Consider the following 22,111-nt stretch of genomic DNA (forward strand, 5'->3'; position numbering starts at 1 on the left):
CCATGAGCGCCGCAACCCGCCCGCAGATTGACGAGATCTGGCGCTGGTTGTCGCAGGTGCCCGATCCCGAGATCCCGGTCATCAGTCTGACCGACCTGGGGATCGTGCGCGATGTCGCCTGGCAGGACGATACGCTGGTCGTCACGGTCACGCCCACCTATTCGGGCTGTCCTGCGACCAGCATCATCAACCTGGACATCGAGCAGGCCCTGCGCGAGCGCGGGATCGAGAGCATCCGCCTTGAGCGACAGCTCTCGCCGCCCTGGACGAGCGACTGGCTGACCGAGGAGGGGCGCGAAAAGCTGCGCGCCTACGGTATCGCACCGCCGATCGACGGCACCGCCGCCGACGGCCGCCTGGCGGGGCGCATCGCGCGCCTGGCCGGTAGCTCGAACCTGACCATCGCCTGTCCGCGCTGCGGATCGACCCACACCGAAAAGATCAGCCAGTTCGGCTCGACGCCCTGCAAGGCCAGCTATCGCTGCAAGGACTGTCTCGAACCCTTCGATTATTTCAAATGCATCTGAGGATGCCGAGGATACCCAAATGGCACGCTTCCATCCGCTCAAAGTGACTGACGTCCGTCGCGAGACCCGCGACGCCGTCGTAGTAACCCTCGCCCCGCGGGACGAGGACAAGCAACTCTTCGCCTTCACCCAGGGCCAGTACCTGACTCTGCGCCGCGACTTCGAGGGAGAGGAGCTGCGCCGCAGCTACTCGATCTGCACCGGCGTGGACGAGGGCTGCCTCAAGGTCGGCATCAAGCGCGTCGATGGCGGCGCCTTCTCGACCTGGGCCAATGAAAACCTTGCGCCCGGCGACGAGATCGACGCCATGCCGCCGATGGGCAAGTTCTTTGCCCCGATCGAGCCGGAGACCGAAAAGCAGTATCTGGGCTTTGCGGGCGGTTCGGGCATCACACCGGTCCTGTCGATCATCAAGACCGTGCTGACGCGTGAACCCAAGTCGCGCTTCACGTTGGTCTATGCGAACCGCCAGATCAGCTCGATCATGTTCCGCGAGGAGCTTGAGGATCTGAAGAACACCTATCTGGGCCGTTTCTCGGTGATCCATGTGCTGGAGCAGGAAGGTCAGGAGATCGACCTCTTCACCGGCCGTATCGACGCCGAAAAGATGGAGGCGCTGTTCAGCCACTGGCTTGACGCGAAGGCCATCGACACCGCCTTCATCTGCGGCCCCGAGCCGATGATGCTGGCGATCGCCGGGTCGCTGCGCGCCCATGGGCTGCGCGACGAGCAGATCAAGTTCGAACTGTTTGCCAGTGGTCAGCCGGGCCGCGCCAAGGCCAAGGCCGTATCCAAGTCCGCAGTCGCGCCCGGAACGGGTGTCGAGACGACCGTGACGCTTGATGGCGCCACGCGCAACTTCACCATGCCGCGCGAAGGCCAGACCATCCTTGAGGCCGCGATAGAGGCGCAGATGGACGCGCCCTATTCGTGCAAGGCCGGGGTGTGCTCGACCTGCCGCTGCAAGGTGCTTGAGGGCGAGGTCGAGATGGCCGTGAACCATGCACTGGAAGACTACGAGGTGCGCGCGGGCTACGTGCTGTCGTGCCAGGCCGTACCGCTGAGCGACCGCGTGGTCGTGACCTACGACGAATGATAGGGCAGGAGAGAGACCATGTCTGACACGATGAATATCGAAGACTACCTCGCTCAGGGCGGCGTTCTGACCGCGCCGGGCAACGTGCCCGCGCGTTACCGCGGTGAGCTGATGCGCCTGATGGCCTCCTTCGTGGATAGTGAACTGGCGGCCTCGGCCGGGTTCGCGAGCTCGATCAACTTCGCGCCGGGGATCAAGGAGCGGATCGCCGCCAGCCGGATCACCCTCGAAAAGGCCGATCACGCCGAGCGCGTTCTGGCGGTGATGGAGACCTTCGGGACCGATGCGAACCGCTACCAGGCGCAGCATGACTGGGCTGCACGGGTCGCGCGCGATGCCGATCTGGGGGCTGCACGCAGCGGTGGCGACATGCGCCTGTCGGTGCTGCATTACCCGATCACCGGCTGGACCGATGCGGTGGTGATGAACGTGCTGCAAGGTCTCGCGACCGGCGTGCAGATGACCGAGCTTACCCGCGTCTCCTACGGGCCGCTGGCCGAGGTCTTCCGCGAGATCGCCCCGCGCGAGGCACGCCACGCCGAGCTTGGCCTTGAAGGGCTGGAGCAGATCGCCTCGACCGAGGCGGGCAAGGCTGCCGCGCGTGATGCCATCGCCTATTGGCGCTCGCGTGTCGCGGCAGGGTTCGGCGTCGCCGGATCGGCCCGCTACGAGACGCTCAAGGGCTTCGGTCTGCGTCACACCCCCAACGAGCAACTGCTGTCCCGTTGGGAGGCCCTTGTGGCCGAACACCTGGCCGCGCTCGGCCTGTGATACCTGCGGCGCGGGAGAGCAGGCCCGCGCCCCTTTCTGAACGAATAAAGGAAACGCCCATGAACGCCCCGGCCCGCCCCCCGCGCCGTCTTGAAAGCTATGTCTGTGGAGCCTGGACCCCCGGCCAGAAAGAGGGTCAGGAGTTGCTGGATGCGGCGACCGGCGCGCCGGTCGCCTATATCGACTCGAGTGGGCTGGATTTCGCTGCGGTGCTGGACCATGGCCGCAAGGCCGCAGGCCCCAAGCTGCGGGCGATGTCGTTCCATGAACGCGCCGGGATGCTCAAGGCGCTTGGCCTTGCCCTGATGGAGCGCAAGGAAGAATTCTACCCCGAGAGCTTCCGCACCGGCGCCACGCGCCCCGACGGCTGGATCGACATCGAGGGCGGCATCGGCACCATGCTGACCTTCGCTTCGAAAGGCCGGCGCGAGCTGCCCAACACCCGCGTTCTGACCGATGGCGATCTGGAGATTCTGTCGAAAGACGGCAGCTTCAGCGCGCAGCATATCCTGTCGCCCTTGCAGGGCGTCGCGGTCCATATCAACGCCTTCAACTTCCCTGTCTGGGGGATGCTTGAAAAGATCGCGCCGACCCTGCTGGCCGGTGTGCCCTGCGTGGTCAAGCCCGCCAGCCAGACCGCCTATCTGACCGAGCTTGTCGTGCGGCGCATCGTCGAGACGGGCATCCTGCCCGAGGGCGCGCTGCAACTGATCTGCGGCTCGGTCGGCGATATGCTCGATCACCTGACGGGGCAGGACGCGGTCACTTTCACCGGTTCGGCCTGGACGGGGCGCAAGCTCAAGTCGCATCCGGCGGTGGTGGCGAACTCGGTGCGCTTCACGATGGAAGCCGACAGCCTGAACGCCTCGATCCTCGGCCCCGATGCCGTGGCGGGTTCGCCCGAATTCGACCTGTTCGTCAAGGAAGTCGCGCGCGAGATGACGGTGAAGGCCGGGCAGAAATGCACCGCGATCCGCCGGGTCATCGCGCCGCGCGCGCAGGTTCCGGCGCTGGTCGAGGCGCTGCGCGATCGTCTGGGCAAGACCGCACTTGGTCTGCCCGATGCCGAGGGCACGCGCATGGGGCCGCTGGCCTCGTTCGATCAGCGCGAAGAGGTACGCGAGCGGATCCGCGATCTTCAGGCCGTGGCCGAGATCGTCGCTGGCAACCCCGACGAGGTGCGCCTTGCCTCTGGCGATGCCGGGGCAGGGGCCTTCCTGAACCCGGTTTTGCTTTACGCCGACAAGCCTTTTGCCGCGCAGCCCGTGCATGAGGTCGAGGCTTTCGGCCCGGTCTCGACCGTGCTGCCCTATGACGATCTTGGCGAAGCGATCGAACTGGCGCAGATGGGCAAAGGCTCGCTCGTGTCGTCGGTCTTCACCGATGACAAGGCCGTGGCTGAAGAGGTCGTGCTGGGCGTCGCGCCGCATCATGGCCGTGTGCTGATCGGCAACCGCGCCTCGGCGAAAACGTCGACCGGGCATGGCTCGCCCTTGGCGGGGCTGGTGCATGGCGGGCCGGGTCGCGCGGGCGGCGGCGAGGAGATGGGCGGCATCCGCGGCGTGAAGCATTACATGCAGCGCACCGCGGTGCAGGGCGCGCCGCGCCTGCTGTCGGCGGTGACCGGCCGCTGGATCGAAGGCGCCGAGGAGCAGCATGACGTGCATCCGTTCCGCAAGTCGCTGGCCGAACTGAAGATCGGCGATCAGCTGATCACCGCCAAGCGCACCGTCACCAAAGAGGATGTCGAGCATTTCGCCCATTTCACCGGCGACACGTTCTACGCCCATATGGACGAGGCCTCCGCCAAGGCGAACCCGTTCTTTGACGACCGCGTGGCGCATGGCTACCTGATCGCCTCTTTCGCCGCTGGCCTCTTTGTCGAGCCGAACCCCGGCCCGGTGCTGGCCAACTACGGCGTGGACAACATGCGCTTCCTGACGCCGGTCTATTTCGGCGATACGCTCCAAGTGCGCCTGACCTGCAAGGAGATCAACCCGCGCGCCAATGCCGAGCATGGCGAGGTGCGTTGGGATTGCCAGGTCACCAATCAGGATGGCGCGGTCGTGGCACAGTATGACGTGCTGACGATGGTCGCCAAGACCTGGCCGCTGCAGGGCTGAGCGGCATGGCCCGCGTCTACTCCTGGGATGGCATCACCCCGGTCATCGATCCCGCCGCCTTTGTTCATCCAGAGGCGGTGGTGATCGGCGACGTGCTGATCGGCCGGCTATGCTACGTCGGCCCCGGTGCGGTGCTGCGCGGCGATTTCGGGCGCATCATCTTGCAAGAGGGCAGCAACGTGCAGGAGACCTGCGTGGTGCATTCCTTCCCCGGCAAGGATGTGGTGATCGAGGAGGCGGGCCATATCGGCCATGGCGCTGTGCTGCACGGCTGCCAAATCGGGCGCAACGCCATGGTGGGCATGAATGCCGTGGTGATGGACGAGGCGCGGATCGGCGAGAACACGATCGTCGCCGCGATGGCCTTCGTGAAGGCGGGGGCCGAGATCCCGGCCGGAAGCCTGGTGGTCGGCTCGCCCGCCAAGGTCGTGCGGGCGCTGTCACCGCAGGAAATCGAATGGAAGCGGATGGGCACCGGCGTCTATCAGCAACTCGCGCATGAGGCCGGGCACAAGCTGAAACCGGCCGAGCCGCTTACAGCCCCCGAACCCGACCGTCGCCGCGCCGAGGCGCCGAAGTACGACCCATTGGTTCTTGAGCGCCGGAACTTCAGCGAACGGACTTGATCCCCTCGAGGATCAGGGTTGTCGCGACATCGGCATAATCCTCGCGGCTGATCCGGCCGCCGTCCTTGAACCACATATAGACCCAGTTCATCATGCCAAAGAGCGACATGGTCACCGGGGTCAGAAGCGGACGCTCCTTGTCGTTCAGGCTGGGGTTGATCTGGTCGAGCACGACCGAGAAGCGACGAACGATGCGCCGTTCCAACCCGAGGATCTCGGACTTCTGCGCGTCCGACAGGGCTGAAGAGGCATTGAGCTGCACCTTGTGCTGGTTGTCCGCGCCCCGGTAATTTTCGAGCACCGCGCCGACGAGGCGGCGCAGGCGTTGGTCGGGAGCCAGCTCGGGATCGTCGGCGGCCTCGACCGCCGCGTCCAACTCGTCAAGATGGGTGATGATGATCGCGAAGATCAGCGCATCCTTACTGGGGTAGTAGTGGTAAAGCAGCGCCTTGGAGACCTGCGCGTGGCTAGCGACCAGGGACATGGAGGCCTTCTCCATGCCCTGCTCGGCAAAAACCTGCGCAGCATTGTCCAGAATGGCGCGCTGCTTTTCCTCGAAGTCCTGTGCTCGCGTCCGAGCCATAGTATCACTTTCCGTGTCTGTCTGTGGCTCTTTGCAGCCGTTTGCGGCCGCAAAGAGCCTTTTTTCCTGCTTTAGCGACTGTGGGCGCGCCTGTCACGCCCACGTGGCGTCGCAGCCTTATTCTTTGGGCCGATTGTCGATCACGCGCTTGGCCTTGCCCTCGGAACGGGCAATGCTGGCCGGATCGCGCACTTCGATCCGCGTCGAGACGCCGACCACCGACTTGATGTGATGCGCCAGCTCCTTGGCCGAGGCGGCGCGGGCGCTTTCGTCGGTGTGATCGGTGGCGCATTCCACGAGGACGGTCATGTTGTCCATGCGGCCCGAACGCGACAGCTCGATCTGGAAATGCGGGGCGAGGCCGCGGCACTTCAGGATCTGCTCTTCGATCTGGGTCGGGAAAACGTTGACGCCACGCAGGATGATCATGTCGTCCGAGCGCCCGGTGATCTTCTCGATCCGGCGCATCGAGCGCGCGGTGCCCGGCAGAAGGCGCGTCAGGTCGCGGGTGCGGTAGCGCACCATCGGCAGGCCTTCCTTGGTCAGCGTGGTGAAGACCAGTTCGCCCATCTGGCCGTCGGGCAGAACCTCGCCGGTGACCGGGTCGATGATCTCGGGGTAGAAGTGGTCTTCCCAGATATGCAGCCCGTCCTTGGTCTCGACGCATTCCTGCGCGACACCGGGGCCCATGACCTCGGAGAGGCCGTAGATGTCGACCGCGTGCATGTCGAAGGCCTGCTCGATTTCCTCGCGCATCGAATTGGTCCAGGGCTCGGCGCCGAAGATGCCGACCTTGAGCGAGGACTCGCGCGGGTCGAAGCCCTGGCGGCGGAACTCGTCGAGGATCGAAAGCATGTAGCTGGGCGTCACCATGATGATCGACGGCTTGAAGTCATGGATGAGCGTCACCTGCCGCTCGGTCATGCCGCCCGAGATCGGAACAACGGTGCAGCCGAGGCGCTCGGCGCCGTAATGCGCGCCGAGGCCGCCGGTGAACAGGCCATAGCCATAGGCGTTGTGGAGGATGTCGCCGGGGCGTCCGCCCGCCGCGCGGATCGAGCGCGCGATCAGGTTCGCCCAGTGGTCGATATCGGCCGCGGTATAGCCCACGACCGTCGGCTTGCCCGTCGTGCCCGACGAGCCGTGGATACGCACCAGCTTGGACTGCGGCACCGCGAACATCCCGAAGGGGTAGGTGTCGCGCAGGTCCTGCTTGTAGGTGAAGGGGAACTTGGCGATGTCGGCCAGCGACTTCAGCTCCTCGGGGTGCACGTCATGCTCGATGAAGCGCTTGCGATAGAAGGGCGAGTTCTCATAGGCGTGGCGCAGCGAGCGCTTCATGCGATGGAACTGAAGCGCTTCGATCTCATCGCGCGAGGCGGTTTCGATCGGGTCTAGGTCTTGCTTGCGAGGGGTCAAGTCTTCCATGGTTTCCTCCCTTGGAGATTCGGTTCCGGTCAGACCGGCAAATGGGTGCCTTTGACGGTGCGCGAATGGCCGCGGAACGTGACCACATGCTCGCCGTGCTGGTTGGTTAGCTGGATGTCGTAAATCCCCGAGCGGCCGCGGCGCGAAACCTCGCGCGCGGTGGCTGTCAGCGTGTCGCCGATCCGGCCGGGGACCAGATAGGTGATCGAGCAATGCTGCGCGACGGTGATCTGGTTGTAGCTGTTGCAGGCAAAGGCGAAGGCGCTGTCGGCCAGCGTGAACAGGTAGCCACCATGGCAATTGCCATGACCGTTCGACATGGCCTCGGTGATGGTCATCACCAGCGTGGCCTCGCCCGGCGCGACATGTGTCAACTCCATGCCAAGGCGCTGGCTGGCGCTGTCATTGTCCCACATCGCCTTTGCCGAGGCTTCGGCCAGTTCCTGCGGGGTCATCTCATGCACTGGTTTCATCATCGCCCTTACTGTCCCTTGAACGCCGGTTTGCGCTTCTCGAGGAAGGCGGTGACGCCCTCGGCGTAATCCGCGCTGCGCCCGGCAAGCTGCTGACAGTCGCGCTCCATATCCAGTTGCGCGTCAAGGCTGTTCGTCGCGGCAGCCTGAATCAGGCGTTTGGTCAGGCCAAGGCCGAGCGTCGGCCCGGCCGCCAGCGAACGTGCCAGCGATTCGGCCTGGGCCATGAGGTCTGCATCCTCGACAGCCTTCCAGATCAGCCCCCAGTCGGCGGCCTGCTCGGCCATCAGCGGCTCTGCGGTCAGCGCGAGCGCCTTGGCGCGCGGCTCGCCCAGGATGCGCGCAAGGCTCCAGGTGCCGCCGGCGTCGGGAACAAGGCCGATCTTGGCGAAGGCCTGGATGAACTTGGCCGATTTCGCGGCAAGGACGATGTCACAGGCGAAGGCCACGTTCGCGCCCGCCCCGGCGGCCACGCCGTTGACTGCGCAGACGATCGGCTTTTCCAGCGCGCGGATCAGGCGAAGTGTCGGATTGTAGAAGGTTTCCAGCGTGCGCCCGAGGTCCGGGGCAGGGCCGCCCTTGCGCGGGTCGCGGTCGCCCAGATCCTGCCCGGCACAAAAGCCGCGCCCCGATCCGGTCAGCAGAACGGCGCGCACCTGCGCATCGTCATGAGCGCGTTGAAAGCCCGCGCGCAATGCCAGATGCATCTCTTCGTTGAACGAGTTCAGCTTGTCGGGGCGGTTCAGCGTAAGCGTAAGCACGCCATCGGCGAATGCCGAGACTACAGTATCCGAGCCAGTCATCTTTCTCTCCCTCACCGCCTCAATTTCGGCGGCTCTCGAAGATTCTTGTTGCATAGACCGACCGGCCGGTCAATGATAAAGCCATGCCGGAGAGGAGACCGGTAAGGGGAGAGGGACGATGGCCGATTTGTTCGAACGTCATCAGGCGCTGCTGGAGCGTGCTGTCAAAGCGTTGCATGAGCGCGAATTCTGGGCGCCGTTCCCTGAAATCCCGAGCGGAAAGATCTATGGTGAAACCGCGCGGGCCGAGGGCGACGCCGCTTATACGGCGCTGCTCGGTCAGGCCTTCGATTTACCCGGTCACCCCAAATCGCGCCGTCTGGGCGCCGAGGTCTCGCCCTTCGGGCCGGATCTGGGAATCACCTATCCGGCGGCCGATGCCGCCACGCTGATTGCCGCCGCCAAAGCCGCAGCGCCCGCACTTGCCGCAGCCTCGCCGCGCCAGCGGGTGGGGGTTTGCCTTGAGATTCTGACGCGGCTTAATCGCATCAGCTTCCTTCTCGCCAACGCCACGATGCACACGACCGGGCAGGCCTTTGCCATGGCCTTCCAGGCCGGTGGTCCCCATGCGCAGGATCGCGGGCTTGAGGCCGTCGCGATGGCCTGGGACGAGATGACCCGATTCGCCACCAGCGCGCGTTGGGAGAAGCCGCAGGGCAAGGCCGCGCCGATCGTGCTGGAAAAGCACTGGACACTGGTGCCCGCCGGAGTCGCACTGACGATCGGATGCAACACCTTCCCGACCTGGAACAGCTATCCGGGCATCTTCGCAAGCCTCGCGACTGGCAATCCGGTTATCGTCAAACCGCACCCGGCGGCGATCCTGCCGCTGGCGATCACCGTTCAGATCGCGCGCGCCGCTCTCGCGGAGGCCGGTCTGCCCGCCGATGCCGTGCTGCTGGCCGTCGATGAGCGGGGCGCCGAGATCACCACGCAGCTAGCGACCGATCCGGCAGTGAAGCTGATCGACTACACCGGTTCGAACGCCTTCGGGTCCTGGCTGCGCGCCAATGCGACTCAGGCGCAGGTCTTCACCGAAGAGGCCGGGGTGAACACCATTACCATCGGCGGCACCGACGATTTCGCGGGCATGTGCGCGAACCTTGCGTTTTCGCTCGCGCTCTACTCGGGGCAGATGTGCACGGCGCCGCAGAACATCTACGTCCCGCAAACCGGAATCGAGACTGATCAGGGCCACAAGAGCTTTGACGAGGTTGCCGAAGGAATCGCTGCTGCCATCGACGCGCTCCTGGCCGATCCGGCCCGCGCGGCAGGCGTGTGCGGCGCCATCGCCAACCCCGCCACGCAGGATCGCCTGCAACAGGCGCGCGGTTTTGGCCGGGTGATCCGCGACACCGCCGCCGCAGGCGAGGGCCGCACCGGCTCGCCGCTGCTGCTTGCCGTGACCTCGGAGGATCCGGTGGCCGAGGCAGAGTGCTTCGGACCGATCACCTTCCTTGTCGCCACGCGTGACGCCGATGAAGGGATCGCGCTGGCCTCGGGGCTCGCTGCACAGAAGGGCGCGATCACCGCCGCGCTTTACGACACCGACGAGGCCCGGATCAATCGCGCGATCGCCGCGTTCGCGGGGGCGGGCGTCAACCTGTCGATCAACCTGACCGGCAACATCTACGTCAACCAGTCCGCCGCATTCAGCGACTTTCACGTCACCGGCGCGAACCCCGCCGGGAATGCCAGCCTGACCGACACCGCCTTTGTCGCCACCCGTTTCCGCCGCGCCATGTGGCGCCGCCCGGTGGCGCACTGACTTACCCTTTAACCTTTCTCTGGGAGGAGAGAAGAATGACGAAGACCCTGACGACGACTGCACTTGGCCTGCTGGCCGTGCTTGGCCTGACCGGCACTGCCGTGGCCGACATCAAGATCGGCGCGAGCATCGCCGCTACCGGCCCGGCCGCCTTCCTGGGCGATCCCGAGGCGAAGACCCTCGAAATGCTCGTGGAAGAGCTGAACGCTGCGGGCGGCATCAACGGCGAGAAGGTCGAACTGGTGCTCTACGATGACGGCGGCGACCCGAACAAGGCGCGCACCTTCGCAACCCGCCTTGTCGAGGATGACGAGGTTTCCGCGATCATCGGCGGCAGCACCACCGGCACCACCATGTCGATCCTGTCGGTCGCCGAGGATGCCGAGGTGCCCTTCATCTCGCTCGCCGGTGCCATCGACATCATCGACCCGGTCAAGCCCTATACCTTCAAGACCCCGCACACCGACCGGATGGCCTGCCAGAAGATCTTCGAAGACATCCAGAAGCGCGGCCTGACCAAGGTTGGCATGATCTCGGGCACGGACGGCTTCGGCGCCTCGATGCAGGCCCAGTGCAAGGCGGTCGTGGCCGATTACGGCATCGAGATCGTTGCCGACGAGACCTACGATCCGAAAGACGCTGACATGACGGCGCAGCTGACCAAGATCAAGAACACCGAGGGCGTTCAGGCGCTGGTCAACCCCGGCTTCGGTCAGGGTCCGTCGATCGTGACGCGCAACTACAAACAACTCGCGCTCGACCTGCCGTTCTACCAGTCGCATGGCGTGGCTTCGGACGGGTTCATCGCGCTCGCGGGCGCTGACGCGGCCGAGGGCGTCCGCCTGCCGGGCACCGCACTTCTGGTGGCTGACCTGCTGGCCGATGACGATGCGCAAAAGCCCGCCGTCACCGCCTACAAGGCCGCTTTCGAGGCCAAGACCGGCGCGGCAGTCAGCACTTTCGGCGGCTACGCCAATGACGCGTTCCTGATCCTCGCGGATGCGCTGCGCCGCGCAGGGTCCTCGGAGCCGGGCGCGATCCGCGACGCGATCGAGGCGACCGCGGGTCTGGCTGGCACCACCGGTGTCTACACCTTCTCGGCGACCGACCACCTCGGCCTCGATCTGACGGCATTCCGCATGCTGGAGATCAAGGACGGCAAGTGGACGCTGGTCGAGTGATCCGCTGACGTTCGGCCCCTGTCGCCTTGGCGGCAGGGGCTGCGCGGCCCACCGGCCGCCAAGACTCGCATTCCGAGCCGGAGAACACCATGTCGGAACTACTGCAATTCCTCTTCTCGGGGATAACCGTTGGCGCAGTCTATGCGCTGGTCGCCCTTGGTTTCACGATCATCTATAACGCCTCGGACGTGGTGAACTTCGCCCAGGGCGAGTTTGTCATGCTGGGCGGCATGATCACCTGGTTTGCCCATGCGCAGGGCCTGCCGCTGCCGCTGGCCGCGCTGATCGCGATTGCCGCGACGGCGGCGCTTGGCGTGGCGATGAACAAGCTGATGATCGAGCCCGCGCGCGGCGCGCCTGTGGTCTCGCTGATCATCATCACCATCGGCGCCTCGATCTTCATTCAGGGCGCGGCGCAGCTGGTGTTCGACAAGCAGATCCACAGCTTCCCGGCGTTTTCCGGTGACGATCCGATCGGCATCGGCGGCGCGACGATCCTGCCGCAAAGCCTGTGGGTGATCGGCGGTGCGCTGGTGGTGTTCCTGGCGCTGTGGCTGTTCTTCACCCGCACGCTGTTAGGCCGCGCTGTTCTGGCGACATCGAACAACCGCCTTGCCGCGCAGCTTGTGGGCATCAACACGAATTTCGTCATGACGCTGTCCTTCGCGCTTTCGGCGGCGATCGGTGCACTGGCGGGCGTTCTGGCCACGCCGATCACGCTGACGGCCTATAGCGTCGGCATCGGCTTCGCGCTCAAGGGTTTTGCGGGCGCAATGCTGGGCGGCATGGGCAACCCCAAGGGCGCGCTGGTCGGCGGCTTCCTCATCGGTCTCTTTGAGGCGATGACTGCGGGCTATCTGTCCTCGCAATACAAGGATGCGGCGGCCTTCATCGTGATCCTCGCCGTGCTGTTCTTCATGCCTCAGGGCCTCTTTGGTCGCAAATCGACGGATCGGGTGTGACGCCATGAGACTGACTCCGAAATCCGCAACCCTCATCGTGCTGGCGCTTCTGGTTGCCATCACACCCTTCTTCTTCCCCTCGGGGTACTACTACCGCGTCGGCGCGCTGCTGTTCGTCAACGGCATCGCCGTCACCGGTATCGTGATCCTGACCGGCTATGCGGGCCAGATCAGCCTGGGCCATGCCGGCTTTGCCGGGATCGGCGCCTATGCCTGCGCGCTGGCCCCGGTGCACTGGGGCCTGCACCCGGCGCTGGCGGCCGTTCTGGGTGCCGCGATCTCGGCGGTGCTGGCCTATCTGGTCGGTCGGCCGATCCTGCGCCTCAAGGGCTATTACCTTGGCGTCGCGACGCTTGGCTTTGGCATCCTCGTGTCGATGGTCCTCAATAACGAGCGCCAGCTGACCCGCGGCCCCGACGGTATCGAAGTGGCCGACCTGGGCCTGCGCGAGGTGCTCAAAGGCTGGGGGCTGAACCTGACCAATGGCGAGTTCTGGTATTTCTTCTGCGGCCTGTGCCTGATCATCGGTGCCTGGCTGGCACTGAACCTGCACAACAGCCCCACCGGCCGCGCTCTGCGCGCGCTGCATGGATCCGAGGTCGCGGCGCGCACCGTCGGCGTCGATGTAGCTCGCTTCAAGTTGCAGGCCTTCGTCATCTCGGCGGTCTATGCCTCTGTGGCGGGGTCGCTGCTGGCACTGCAAAACAAGTTCATCACCCCCGACGTCGCTGGCTTCATGCACTCGGTCGAGATGGTCACCATGGCCGTTCTGGGCGGTGTGGGCTCGGTTCTGGGCGCGATCTTCGGTGCGGGCATCCTGACGCTTCTGCCGCAGGTCCTGACCGTCTTCGCCGAGTATGAGCAGATGGTCCTCGGCCTTGTGATGTTGCTGGTGATGATCTTCCTGCGCGAGGGCCTGCTGCCCTCGATCCTCAAGAAATTCTGGGGGAAAGACGAATGAGCGATCTGCTTTCGATCGAAGGTCTCGGCATCAGCTTTGGCGGCCTCAAGGCCGTGAACGATGTCAGCTTCCGCGTCCGCCCCGGCGAGATCGTCTCGGTGATCGGGCCGAACGGTGCGGGCAAAACCACGCTGTTCAACATGATCTCGGGGGTCTACCTGCCCGGCGCGGGACGTGTGATGCTGGATGGTGCGGATGTCACCGGGATGGAGCCGCATCTTCTGGCCCGTCGCGGTATGAGCCGGACGTTCCAGAACCTGCAAATCTTCCAGTCGATGACGGTGCTCGAAAACGTCATCACCGGGTATCACCTTCAGGAAAAGGGGCCGGTGGTCGCCGATATCCTTGGGCTGCCCTCGTCGCGCCGCCGTGCGCGCAAGGCGATGGCCGGGGCGCGCGAACTGCTGGAGCGTGTCGGACTGACGCGCGCGGCTGAGCGTGAGGCGGGCAACCTGTCCTATGGCTCGCTCAAGCGGCTTGAGATCGCGCGGGCGCTGGCGCTCGACCCGAAGGTGCTGCTGCTGGATGAACCCGCTGCGGGCTGTAACGCCGTCGAAACCGAGGAGATCGATCACCTGATCGCCGAGGTTGCGGCCTCGGGCGTGGCGATCCTGCTGGTCGAGCATGACATGAAGATGGTCATGCGGATCTCCAATCATATCGTGGTGCTGGATCACGGCGAGAAGATCGCCGAGGGCGACCCGGCCACGGTCAGTCAAAACCCGGCGGTCATCGCCGCCTATCTGGGGGCCGAAAATGCTCACGGTTGAGGGATTGCGTTCGCGCTACGGGCGCATCGAGGTGCTGCACGGGATCGACCTGCATGTCGACTCGGGCGAGATTGTCACGGTGGTGGGCGCCAATGGCGCGGGCAAGACGACGCTGCTGCGCTGCCTGTCGGGCGTGCAGCCGGTGACCGGCGGCTCGATCACCTTCCGCGGCGAGTTGCTGGTGCCGGTGCCGGCCTACAAGCGCCTGCGCCGCGGGCTGGCGCAATCGCCCGAGGGGCGGCAGATCTTCACCAATCTTTCGGTCGAGGAAAACCTGCGCCTCGGCGCCTTCCTGTTCAATGACGAACGGGTCGAGAAGGACATGGACGACGCCTTCCAGATGTTCCCGATCCTGAAGGAAAAGCGCAACCTCGCGGCCGGCGGGCTTTCGGGCGGACAGCAGCAGATGCTGGCCATGGCGCGGGCGCTGATGGGGCGGCCGTCCTGCCTTCTGCTCGACGAGCCCTCGATGGGTCTGGCGCCGATCATCGTCAGCCAGATCTTCGACGTCGTGAAGGGCCTCAAGGCGCTGAACGTGACCGTCCTTCTGGTCGAGCAGAACGCTTTTGGCGCGCTCAAGATCGCCGATCGGGGCTATGTCATGGAGACCGGCCATATCACCATGAATGGCGCGGCCGAAGAACTGATCGCCGATCCGCGCATCCGCGAAGCTTATCTGGGAATCTGAGTATGTCCGTCGTCACCATCGCCCATGCCGGGGAAATCGCCACCGTCACCATCGACAACCCGCCCGTCAACGCGCTCTCGCAGGCGCTGCGGCAGGGGCTTTGGGATGCCGTGGCCACGCTTGACGCCGACCCTGCGGTAAAGGCGGTGGTGCTGATCTGCGCCGGGCGCACCTTCATCGCCGGGGCGGATGTGACCGAGTTCGGCAAGCCGCCGATGGAGCCGCATCTGCCCGATCTGGTTGCCCGGATCGAAGGGGCGCAAAAGCCCTGGATCGCGGCGATTCACGGCTCGGCCCTGGGTGGCGGTTTCGAGATCGCCATGGGCTGCCGCTTCCGCATCGCGCTGGAAGGGGCGTCGGTAGGCCTGCCCGAGGTCACGCTTGGGATCGTGCCGGGCGCTTCGGGCACGGTTCGCACGCCGCGCCTTGCAGGCGTGCAGGCGGCGGTGGATCTGGTCACCGGCGGTAAGCCGGTGAAAGCCGCTAAGGCCAAGACGCTCGGGCTGATCGACGCGGTCGTCAGCGGTGATTTGCAGGCCGCCGCGCTGGCCTTTGCGCGTGAGGCGCTTGAACAGCCTCTGCCGCTTCCGGTCTCGCAGCGCCCGATCGCGACGCCCGAGCCGGGCTTCTGGGAGGCGCAGCAGACCGCCATCGCCAAGCGCGCCCGGGGCGAGGCCGCGCCGCTGCGCGCGCTCGAGTGCCTGCGCAAGGCTGCCGAGGCGTCGTTCGACGTGGCCATGGCGCATGAACGCGCGACGTTCCTGGAACTGCGTGCCTCCGAGCAGGCGCAGGCCCTGCGCGCCGTCTTCTTCGCCGAGCGCGCGGCCCCGCGCCCCGCGCATCTGCGCGATGTCGAACCGGTCGCACTGCGCAAGGTGGGCGTGATCGGTGGCGGCACGATGGGCGCGGGCATCGCCGCCGCCCTGCGCGACGCAGGCCTTCCCGTGACCCTGATCGAGCGCGACGCCGAAGCGCTGGCACGTGGCCTTGGTAATCTGAAGACCATTTTCGACGGTGGCGTGAAGCGCGGCAAGCTGTCCGAGTCGCAGGCAGCCGAGCGCCTTGCTGGTGTAACGGGCGCAACCGATTACGCCGCCCTTGCCGATGCCGATCTGGTCATCGAGGCGGTCTTTGAAGAGATCGGCGTCAAGCGCGCGGTCTTTACTGAACTCGCGCGCCACTGCCGGGACGATGCGATCATGGCGACGAATACCTCCTATCTCGATCCGCGCGCCATTGCCGAGGGCCTGCCCAATCCCGCGCGCTTCATCGGGCTGCATTTCTTCAGCCCGGCGAATGTCATGAAACTGCTGGAAATCGTGCCGACGGCAGAGACCTCGGCGCAGACGCTGGCCACGGGGTTCGCGCTCGGGCGGGCGCTGAACAAGATCCCGGTGCAAGCGGGGATCTGCGAGGGCTTCATCGGCAACCGCATCCTGAAACGCTATCGTGCTGCGGCCGAGGGGCTGCTTCGCAAGGGCGTCGCCATCCCCGAGATTGACGCGGCGATGCGCGGCTACGGTTTCGCGATGGGGCCGTTCGAGGCGCAGGATCTGGGCGGTTTGGATATCGCCTTCCTTCAGCGCGAGGGCGCGCGCGCGGCAGGGCAGGCGGTGCCCGAGGCGCTGGCCGACATCCTCGTGCGCGCGGGCCGCAAGGGCCAGAAGACCGGCGGTGGCTGGTATGACTATGCGCCCGGTGAGCGCGCTCCGCGTTCCTCGATCACGGTCGCGGAGCTTCTGGCACCGCATGTCACCGAGTTCGTTTCGATGACCCGCGAAGAGATCGCCGCAGACCTGGTGGGCCAGATGGCCGCCGAGGGGCAGGCGATCCTTGACGAGGGGATCGCCCGCAGCCCCTCGGATATCGATCTGGTCGAGATCCACGGCTACGGCTTCCCGCGCTGGCGCGGCGGTCCGATGTTCGCGGCGCAGGGCCGGAGCTGACGGCGCAGTCTGCGCACACATTTCGGTGACCGGTGCGGCGCTTGGGCGCCGTGCCGATTTTCGCCCTTGCGAAAGGGGGCGAAAAAATCTACCGCCGCAAGCAATTCTATCCTGTGTCAGGCATTTTCGGCGACTGCGTCGTGACGGTCCGAACCCGAGGACCGGGCGGGGTGCCGGGATTGGCTGGCCGACACAACGGAAAGTCGATCGTCGTGACCCTGCGCTCTTTGCTCGTCCTGTCCCTGCTGCCCCTGCTTGCTGCCTGCGGCGGCACCGGCGACATGCAGCTTTACCCCGTTCAGGGGCCGATCGCGAACGAAGATCCGGCCAGCCTGATCCCGATCACGCTCAAGGCCGATACCGAAACCTCGGGGATCGTCTCGTTCCGTCTGCCCAAGCCGAACAAGTCCAAATGCCAGGGCACCTGGAGTTCGGTCGCGCCGAAGGTGCGCACCCAAGAGCGTGGCCTGTCGCTGACACTGCGCGACACTGGCGGCAAGTATAAGAACTCGACCGAGGATCTGGGCGGCGTGAACTCGGGCGAGATCTATGCGGTGTGCAGTGACGGCAACCGCCTGCAGGGCACGTTCATTTCGGGATCGGGTACGCAAAGCGGGACGGGCACGGTCACCGACTCGCTTGGGAATGTCTACAAGCTGCTCTACTGAGTCGCCTAATTCCGGGATTCGCGCGTTGACATGGGCGCGCGGGGCTGTATAAGCCCGCCATCCCGGTAGCCGAGGCTGCCGGGTCATTCATTGGTGTTGGTGGACCCCGCAAGGGGAAACCTGTCGCCCAAGGCTCGGATGGGGTCGCGGGAAAGGACAACGCCCTTCGCTACTTTATGAAGGAGATCAGCCGTGACCAAACGCACGTCTGCCAAGTACAAAATCGACCGCCGCATGGGCGAGAACATCTGGGGCCGCGCCAAGTCGCCGCTGAACAAGCGCGAATACGGCCCGGGCCAGCACGGTCAGCGCCGCAAGGGCAAGCTGTCGGACTTCGGTACCCAGCTGCGCGCCAAGCAGAAGCTGAAAGGCTACTACGGCGACCTGACCGAGAAGCAATTCCGCCGCATCTACGCCGAAGCCGAGCGTGTGAAGGGCGACACCGGTGAAAACCTGGTCGGCCTGCTCGAGCGTCGCCTCGATGCCGTCATCTACCGCGCCAAGTTCGTTCCGACCGTCTTCGCGGCGCGTCAGTTCGTGAACCACGGCCACGTCACCGTCAACGGCAAGCGCGTGAACATCGCGTCGTACCGCGTCAAGGAAGGCGACGTTGTCGCCATTCGTGACCGCTCGAAGCAGCTCGCCATCGTCCTCGAAGCCGTCCAGTCGGCCGAGCGCGACGTGCCGGACTACCTCGAAGTCGACCACAACAAGATGACCGCGACCTTCGTGCGCACCCCGGCCCTGTCGGACGTGCCCTATCCGGTCGTGATGGAACCGAACCTGGTCGTCGAATTCTACGCGAAGAACTGATCCTTCAGTTCAGCCAGATCTTCGAAAGGGCCGGGTTATCCCGGCCCTTTTTCGTTTCCGTCGGGGGAAGATGCTGCTGGCTTTGTCCCCCGCCGCCCGCTAGAAAGCGCGCGGAGTCTTGAGGGAAGTGTCATGAACGATCATATCCGTCCGCAGCCCGGCATCATGGAGATTGCACTCTATGAGGGCGGGCAGTCGCATGTGGCGGGCGTGACCGATGCGGTCAAGCTGAGCTCGAACGAAAACCCGTTTGGCCCGTCGGACAAGGCAAAAGAGGCGTTCACGCGCGCGGCGCACAAGTTGCACCGCTATCCCTCGACCGATCATGCCAGCCTGCGTCAGGCCATCGGCGACGTGCACGGGCTTGATCCGGCGCGCATCATCTGCGGCGTCGGCTCGGACGAGATCATTCACTTCCTCTGCCAGGCCTATGCCGGCCCGAAAGACGAGGTCGTGTTCACCGAGCACGGCTTCCTGATGTATCGCATCTATACCCATGCCGCCGGGGCGACCCCCGTCTGCGTGCCCGAGCGCGAGCGCACCACCGATGTGGATGCGATCCTGAAGGCCTGCAACAAGCGCACCAAGCTCGTGTTCATCGCCAACCCGAACAACCCGACCGGCACGATGATCGGTCTGGCCGAGCTGGAGCGTCTGGCCGCCGGGCTGCCCAAACAGGCGATGCTGGTGATCGACGGCGCCTATGCGGAATATGTCGAGGGCTATGACGGCGGCGCGGATCTTGCCACGCGCCTGCCCAATGTCTTCATGACGCGCACCTTCTCGAAGATCTACGGTCTGGGCGGGCTGAGAATTGGTTGGGGCTATGGCCCCAAGGCCATCATCGACGTGCTCAACCGCGTGCGCGGGCCGTTCAACCTTTCGACCGCGCAGATCGAGACCGCCGAGGCCGCCGTGCGCGACCAGGACTGGATCGTGCGCTGCCGCGATGACAACACCCGGCTGCGCGCCTGGCTGGCCGAGGCGCTGGCCGAGAAGGGCGTGCCCTCGGATACCTCGACGGCGAACTTCATCCTCGCGCGCTTCGGCTCCGAGGAGGAGGCGGCGGCCTGCGACGAGTTCCTGAAGAAAGACGGGCTGATCGTGCGGCGCGTGACCAGTTACGGCCTGCCGAACTGCCTGCGCATCACCGTGGGCGACGAGCCCTCGTGCCGCCGCGTGGCGCATATGATCGGCCAGTTCAAGGCGGGCGGGGTGGCATGACGGGCTACAATCGCGTCGCGCTGATCGGTCTGGGGCTTATCGCCTCGTCCATGGCCCATGCGATGCGGGCCCATGGGCTGGCGGGCGAGATCGTCGGTCATGCCAAATCACCCGAGACGCGGGCGACCGCAGTTGAGATCGGTCTGTGCGATCGGGTCTGCGAAACTGCGGCCGAGGCCGTGCGCGGAGCCGATCTCGTGGTGCTTTGCGTTCCGGTCGGTGCCATGGGCGCCATCGCGGCCGAGATCGCGCCGCATCTGGCCGTGGGCGCGACGATTACCGATGTGGGCTCGGTCAAGCAGGCAGTGGTTGAGGCCGTGGCCCCGCATCTGCCGCCGCATGTGAACTTCATCCCCGGCCACCCGCTGGCCGGGACCGAGCATTCCGGCCCGCGTTCGGGCTTTGCCTCGCTTTTCGTGAACCGCTGGTGGTTGCTGACCCCGCTTGAGGGCAACGATCCGGCAGCGGTGCAGCGGCTGCGCGACTTCCTGACCGGGCTTGGCGCCAATGTCGACGAGATGGATGTGCAGCGCCACGATCTGGTGCTGGCTGTCGTGTCGCATACGCCCCACCTGATCGCCTATACGATGGTGGGCGTGGCCGACCATCTGCGTCGCGTCACGCAGGACGAGGTCATCAAATACTCGGCCTCGGGCTTTCGGGATTTCACCCGGATCGCGGCATCGGACCCGACCATGTGGCGCGACGTCTTCCTGACCAACAAGGAAGCCACGCTCGATATCCTTGGCCGCTTCACCGAAGAGCTGTTCATGCTGCAACGCGCGATCCGGATGGAGGATGGCGCCTTCCTGCATGACTATTTCACCCGCACTCGGGCGATCCGTCGCGGGATCATCGAGGCGGGTCAGGATACCGCAGCACCGAACTTTGGTCGCGGCTTGCCTCCGTCGGACAAGGCCTGATGCGCGCGGCACTTGTGCTGGCCCTTGGCCTCGCGCTGGCTGCGGGGGGTGCTTGGGCCGATGCGCCCCAGACCTCGCCGCGCCCGCAGGGCTCCCCGCGGTCGGCGGCCATGCCTGCCCAGACCAATCCTGGTGTTGCGCTTCTGTCCTCGGCCCGTCCCATGGCAAAACCCGGCAAGCTGAAACTCGCCGCCATGTCGGGCGCGAGCGTTCCCGCCAAGGTCGGCAAGCCCGGCGCACGGGGGGCGGTCTGCGGTGTTCCGGGGATTACCGGCGTTTCGATCCCGCCGATCCCCAGCAAGGTGTCCGGCTGCGGGCTGGAGGATGGCGTGAAGGTCACCGCCGTCTCGGGTATTCCGCTGTCGATCCCCGCCACGGTCGATTGCGCCACGGCCAAGGCGCTGAAGACCTGGGTGGACAAGGGCATCGTTCCGGCGGTCGGCAATCGCGGCGGCGGTGTTGCGCGGCTTGAATTGGCGGGCAGCTATACCTGCCGGGCGCGCAACAACCAGGAGGGCTCGAAGATCTCCGAGCATGGGCGCGGGCGCGCGATCGACCTTAGGGGGATCCGGCTGGCGAATGGCAAGGTCATCACGGTGCTCGATGGCTGGAAATCCGAGGCCAAGCTGCTCCGGGCGGTGCATGAATCCGCCTGCGGGACGTTTGGCACCGTGCTTGGCCCCAAGTCGGATCGCTTCCACCAGGACCATATCCACGTCGATACGGCCCGCCGTCAGAGCGGCGCCTACTGCCGCTGAAGCACAGGCGCTGAGCCAAGGGGCACCGGCCCGAGGCTAGCGCGGCCGTTCTGAAAGGCCAGCGGCACCTTCAGCACACCACCGTTGTTTTGCGCGATATAGCTGCCAAGCCCGGTCAGGGCGGGCTGCCTGCGCGCTTCGATCCAGCCCGCCGCCACGGCGATATCGAGCCAGTCGCGCCACTCGGCCGTGCTGATCTGGATCGTGCCCTCGGGCTGCCCGGAGGCGGTGATCTTCAGTGCGCCGCTGGCACTCAGCCCGCGTCCGGCCCAGTCGAGCGAGAGCGTCTGCAGGCCGATCTCCTCGATGCGCGGTGGGGCGGATTGCGTCGCTCCGGTAAGCGCCGCGTCGAGGCGCAGCGTGGCCTCCAGCGTCAGCGCGTCGATCTTGTCGGGCAGGGGCGCCCCAAGCGTGCGGGCCATGGTGCCGGGGGGCAGAGTGACATCGGTGATCCCGGCGGTGATCCGATAGGTCGCGGGCGCATCGGTCAGTTCCGCCACGGCGTCGATCCGGCCGGCGGCGAGTGTCGGTTCTGCGCTACCCTCGGGGCGCAGCGCGACATCGCGCAATTCGGCCTGCGCCCCGGTCAGCGGCAGATCCGGCGCAAGGCCAAGCCGTAAACTGCCAGTGCCAAGGCTGTTGCTCAGCATGAACTGCTGGCCGCCAAGGGTCAGTTGACTATCGGGCGGTGTGTCCAGATGCAACTCCAGCGGACGCCAGCCGGGTGCCCAAAGCTGAACCGAGGGTGCGGACCAGTGCCACCCGGCCAGCGGATCGGCAAGCTCGGGCCGGGTCAGGTTCAGCGCGAACCGGGCCGGGAAACCGCCGGTTTGAAGCGCCTCGGCATCGCCGCGCCCCTCGGCCCGCGCGCCCTCAAGCGCCATCGCCGCGCCGCGTTGAAGCAGGGCCGTTCCCGCCATCCAGTAGCCCGAATATAGCCCCGCGACGGCAAGGCCTGCCCAGATCAGCCGCATCCGCACCTCTTTCCATCGACGCCTGACAGATGTATCCCCGGGGCG

22 protein-coding genes are annotated in these 22,111 nt (G+C 65.8%); 17 read left to right on the top strand and 5 right to left on the bottom strand.

Features of this window, described 5'->3' with window-relative positions:
- Nucleotides 1-2: 2 nt before the first annotated feature.
- Genes paaD through N3C64_RS08720 form a run of 5 tightly spaced genes read left to right on the top strand, consistent with a single transcriptional unit; the run spans nt 3 to nt 5,143 of the window.
- Nucleotides 3-527, top strand: a complete 525-nt coding sequence (gene paaD / locus N3C64_RS08700) for a 1,2-phenylacetyl-CoA epoxidase subunit PaaD (protein ID WP_218630925.1) — start codon at nt 3-5, stop codon at nt 525-527.
- 19 nt (nt 528-546) lie between these two features.
- Nucleotides 547-1,623, top strand: coding sequence for a 1,2-phenylacetyl-CoA epoxidase subunit PaaE (paaE, locus tag N3C64_RS08705; RefSeq protein WP_218630926.1), 1,077 nt, complete (start codon nt 547-549; stop codon nt 1,621-1,623).
- 18 nt (nt 1,624-1,641) lie between these two features.
- Nucleotides 1,642-2,394 (top strand): Phenylacetic acid catabolic protein, encoded by a 753-nt coding sequence (locus N3C64_RS08710; protein WP_260013979.1) that lies wholly within the window; start codon nt 1,642-1,644, stop codon nt 2,392-2,394.
- 59 nt (nt 2,395-2,453) lie between these two features.
- Nucleotides 2,454-4,517, top strand: a complete 2,064-nt coding sequence (gene paaZ, locus N3C64_RS08715; protein ID WP_260013980.1) for a phenylacetic acid degradation bifunctional protein PaaZ — start codon at nt 2,454-2,456, stop codon at nt 4,515-4,517.
- 5 nt (nt 4,518-4,522) lie between these two features.
- On the top strand, nt 4,523-5,143 hold the full coding sequence (locus N3C64_RS08720) for an acyltransferase (RefSeq protein ID WP_260013981.1): 621 nt from the start codon (nt 4,523-4,525) through the stop codon (nt 5,141-5,143).
- Here N3C64_RS08720 and N3C64_RS08725 read toward each other — a convergent pair.
- From N3C64_RS08725 to paaG, 4 genes are all read right to left on the bottom strand, one after another.
- A complete protein-coding gene (locus N3C64_RS08725; RefSeq protein WP_260013982.1) occupies nt 5,127-5,726 on the bottom strand; it encodes a TetR/AcrR family transcriptional regulator in 600 nt (199 codons plus the stop codon). The genes N3C64_RS08720 and N3C64_RS08725 overlap by 17 nt on opposite strands.
- Nucleotides 5,727-5,843: 117 nt before the next feature.
- Nucleotides 5,844-7,154 carry a phenylacetate--CoA ligase PaaK gene (gene paaK, locus N3C64_RS08730; RefSeq protein WP_218630931.1) on the bottom strand — a complete coding sequence of 437 codons (1,311 nt, stop codon included), beginning with the start codon at nt 7,152-7,154 and terminating at the stop codon, nt 5,844-5,846.
- 29 nt (nt 7,155-7,183) lie between these two features.
- On the bottom strand, nt 7,184-7,609 hold the full coding sequence (paaI, locus tag N3C64_RS08735) for a hydroxyphenylacetyl-CoA thioesterase PaaI (protein ID WP_218631038.1): 426 nt from the start codon (nt 7,607-7,609) through the stop codon (nt 7,184-7,186).
- Nucleotides 7,610-7,635: 26 nt separating this feature from the next.
- Entirely contained in the window at nt 7,636-8,430 is a 795-nt protein-coding gene (gene paaG / locus N3C64_RS08740) for a 2-(1,2-epoxy-1,2-dihydrophenyl)acetyl-CoA isomerase PaaG (protein WP_218630932.1), read from the bottom strand.
- A 118-nt stretch (nt 8,431-8,548) separates the two neighbouring features.
- Here paaG and paaN point away from each other — a divergent pair, with 118 nt between their 5' ends.
- The 12 genes from paaN (at nt 8,549) to N3C64_RS08800 (ending at nt 21,092) form a co-directional block, all read left to right on the top strand.
- A complete protein-coding gene (paaN, locus tag N3C64_RS08745; RefSeq protein ID WP_260013984.1) occupies nt 8,549-10,198 on the top strand; it encodes a phenylacetic acid degradation protein PaaN in 1,650 nt (549 codons plus the stop codon).
- Between the two features lie 35 nt (nt 10,199-10,233).
- Nucleotides 10,234-11,379 (top strand): ABC transporter substrate-binding protein, encoded by a 1,146-nt coding sequence (locus N3C64_RS08750; protein WP_260013986.1) that lies wholly within the window; start codon nt 10,234-10,236, stop codon nt 11,377-11,379.
- An 89-nt stretch (nt 11,380-11,468) separates the two neighbouring features.
- Entirely contained in the window at nt 11,469-12,341 is an 873-nt protein-coding gene (locus N3C64_RS08755; RefSeq protein WP_260013987.1) for a branched-chain amino acid ABC transporter permease, read from the top strand.
- Between the two features lie 4 nt (nt 12,342-12,345).
- Entirely contained in the window at nt 12,346-13,302 is a 957-nt protein-coding gene (locus N3C64_RS08760; RefSeq protein ID WP_218630936.1) for a branched-chain amino acid ABC transporter permease, read from the top strand.
- On the top strand, nt 13,299-14,072 hold the full coding sequence (locus N3C64_RS08765; protein WP_218630937.1) for an ABC transporter ATP-binding protein: 774 nt from the start codon (nt 13,299-13,301) through the stop codon (nt 14,070-14,072). The genes N3C64_RS08760 and N3C64_RS08765 overlap by 4 nt, the downstream gene beginning before the upstream one ends.
- A complete protein-coding gene (locus tag N3C64_RS08770) occupies nt 14,059-14,760 on the top strand; it encodes an ABC transporter ATP-binding protein (RefSeq protein WP_218630938.1) in 702 nt (233 codons plus the stop codon). The genes N3C64_RS08765 and N3C64_RS08770 overlap by 14 nt, the downstream gene beginning before the upstream one ends.
- Nucleotides 14,761-14,762: 2 nt before the next feature.
- Entirely contained in the window at nt 14,763-16,706 is a 1,944-nt protein-coding gene (locus tag N3C64_RS08775; RefSeq protein ID WP_260013988.1) for a 3-hydroxyacyl-CoA dehydrogenase NAD-binding domain-containing protein, read from the top strand.
- A gap of 212 nt (nt 16,707-16,918) precedes the next feature.
- On the top strand, nt 16,919-17,374 hold the full coding sequence (locus tag N3C64_RS08780; protein WP_218631039.1) for a hypothetical protein: 456 nt from the start codon (nt 16,919-16,921) through the stop codon (nt 17,372-17,374).
- A 192-nt stretch (nt 17,375-17,566) separates the two neighbouring features.
- The gene (gene rpsD, locus N3C64_RS08785) at nt 17,567-18,187 is read left to right on the top strand and encodes a 30S ribosomal protein S4 (RefSeq protein WP_218630940.1); all 621 of its coding nucleotides are present in this window, start codon (nt 17,567-17,569) and stop codon (nt 18,185-18,187) included.
- 132 nt (nt 18,188-18,319) lie between these two features.
- Nucleotides 18,320-19,411, top strand: coding sequence for a histidinol-phosphate transaminase (gene hisC / locus N3C64_RS08790; protein WP_260013989.1), 1,092 nt, complete (start codon nt 18,320-18,322; stop codon nt 19,409-19,411).
- Nucleotides 19,408-20,334, top strand: coding sequence for a prephenate/arogenate dehydrogenase family protein (locus tag N3C64_RS08795; RefSeq protein ID WP_218630942.1), 927 nt, complete (start codon nt 19,408-19,410; stop codon nt 20,332-20,334). The genes hisC and N3C64_RS08795 overlap by 4 nt, the downstream gene beginning before the upstream one ends.
- Nucleotides 20,334-21,092 (top strand): extensin-like domain-containing protein, encoded by a 759-nt coding sequence (locus N3C64_RS08800; RefSeq protein ID WP_218630943.1) that lies wholly within the window; start codon nt 20,334-20,336, stop codon nt 21,090-21,092. The genes N3C64_RS08795 and N3C64_RS08800 overlap by 1 nt, the downstream gene beginning before the upstream one ends.
- Here the strand turns inward: N3C64_RS08800 and N3C64_RS08805 are convergent.
- A complete protein-coding gene (locus N3C64_RS08805) occupies nt 21,080-22,066 on the bottom strand; it encodes a DUF2125 domain-containing protein (RefSeq protein ID WP_260013990.1) in 987 nt (328 codons plus the stop codon). The two genes, N3C64_RS08800 and N3C64_RS08805, sit on opposite strands and share 13 nt — an antisense overlap.
- Between the last annotated feature and the right edge of the window lie 45 nt (nt 22,067-22,111).

Source organism: Sedimentimonas flavescens, from assembly GCF_025154035.1.
GTDB lineage: Bacteria > Pseudomonadota > Alphaproteobacteria > Rhodobacterales > Rhodobacteraceae > Rhodobacter > Rhodobacter flavescens.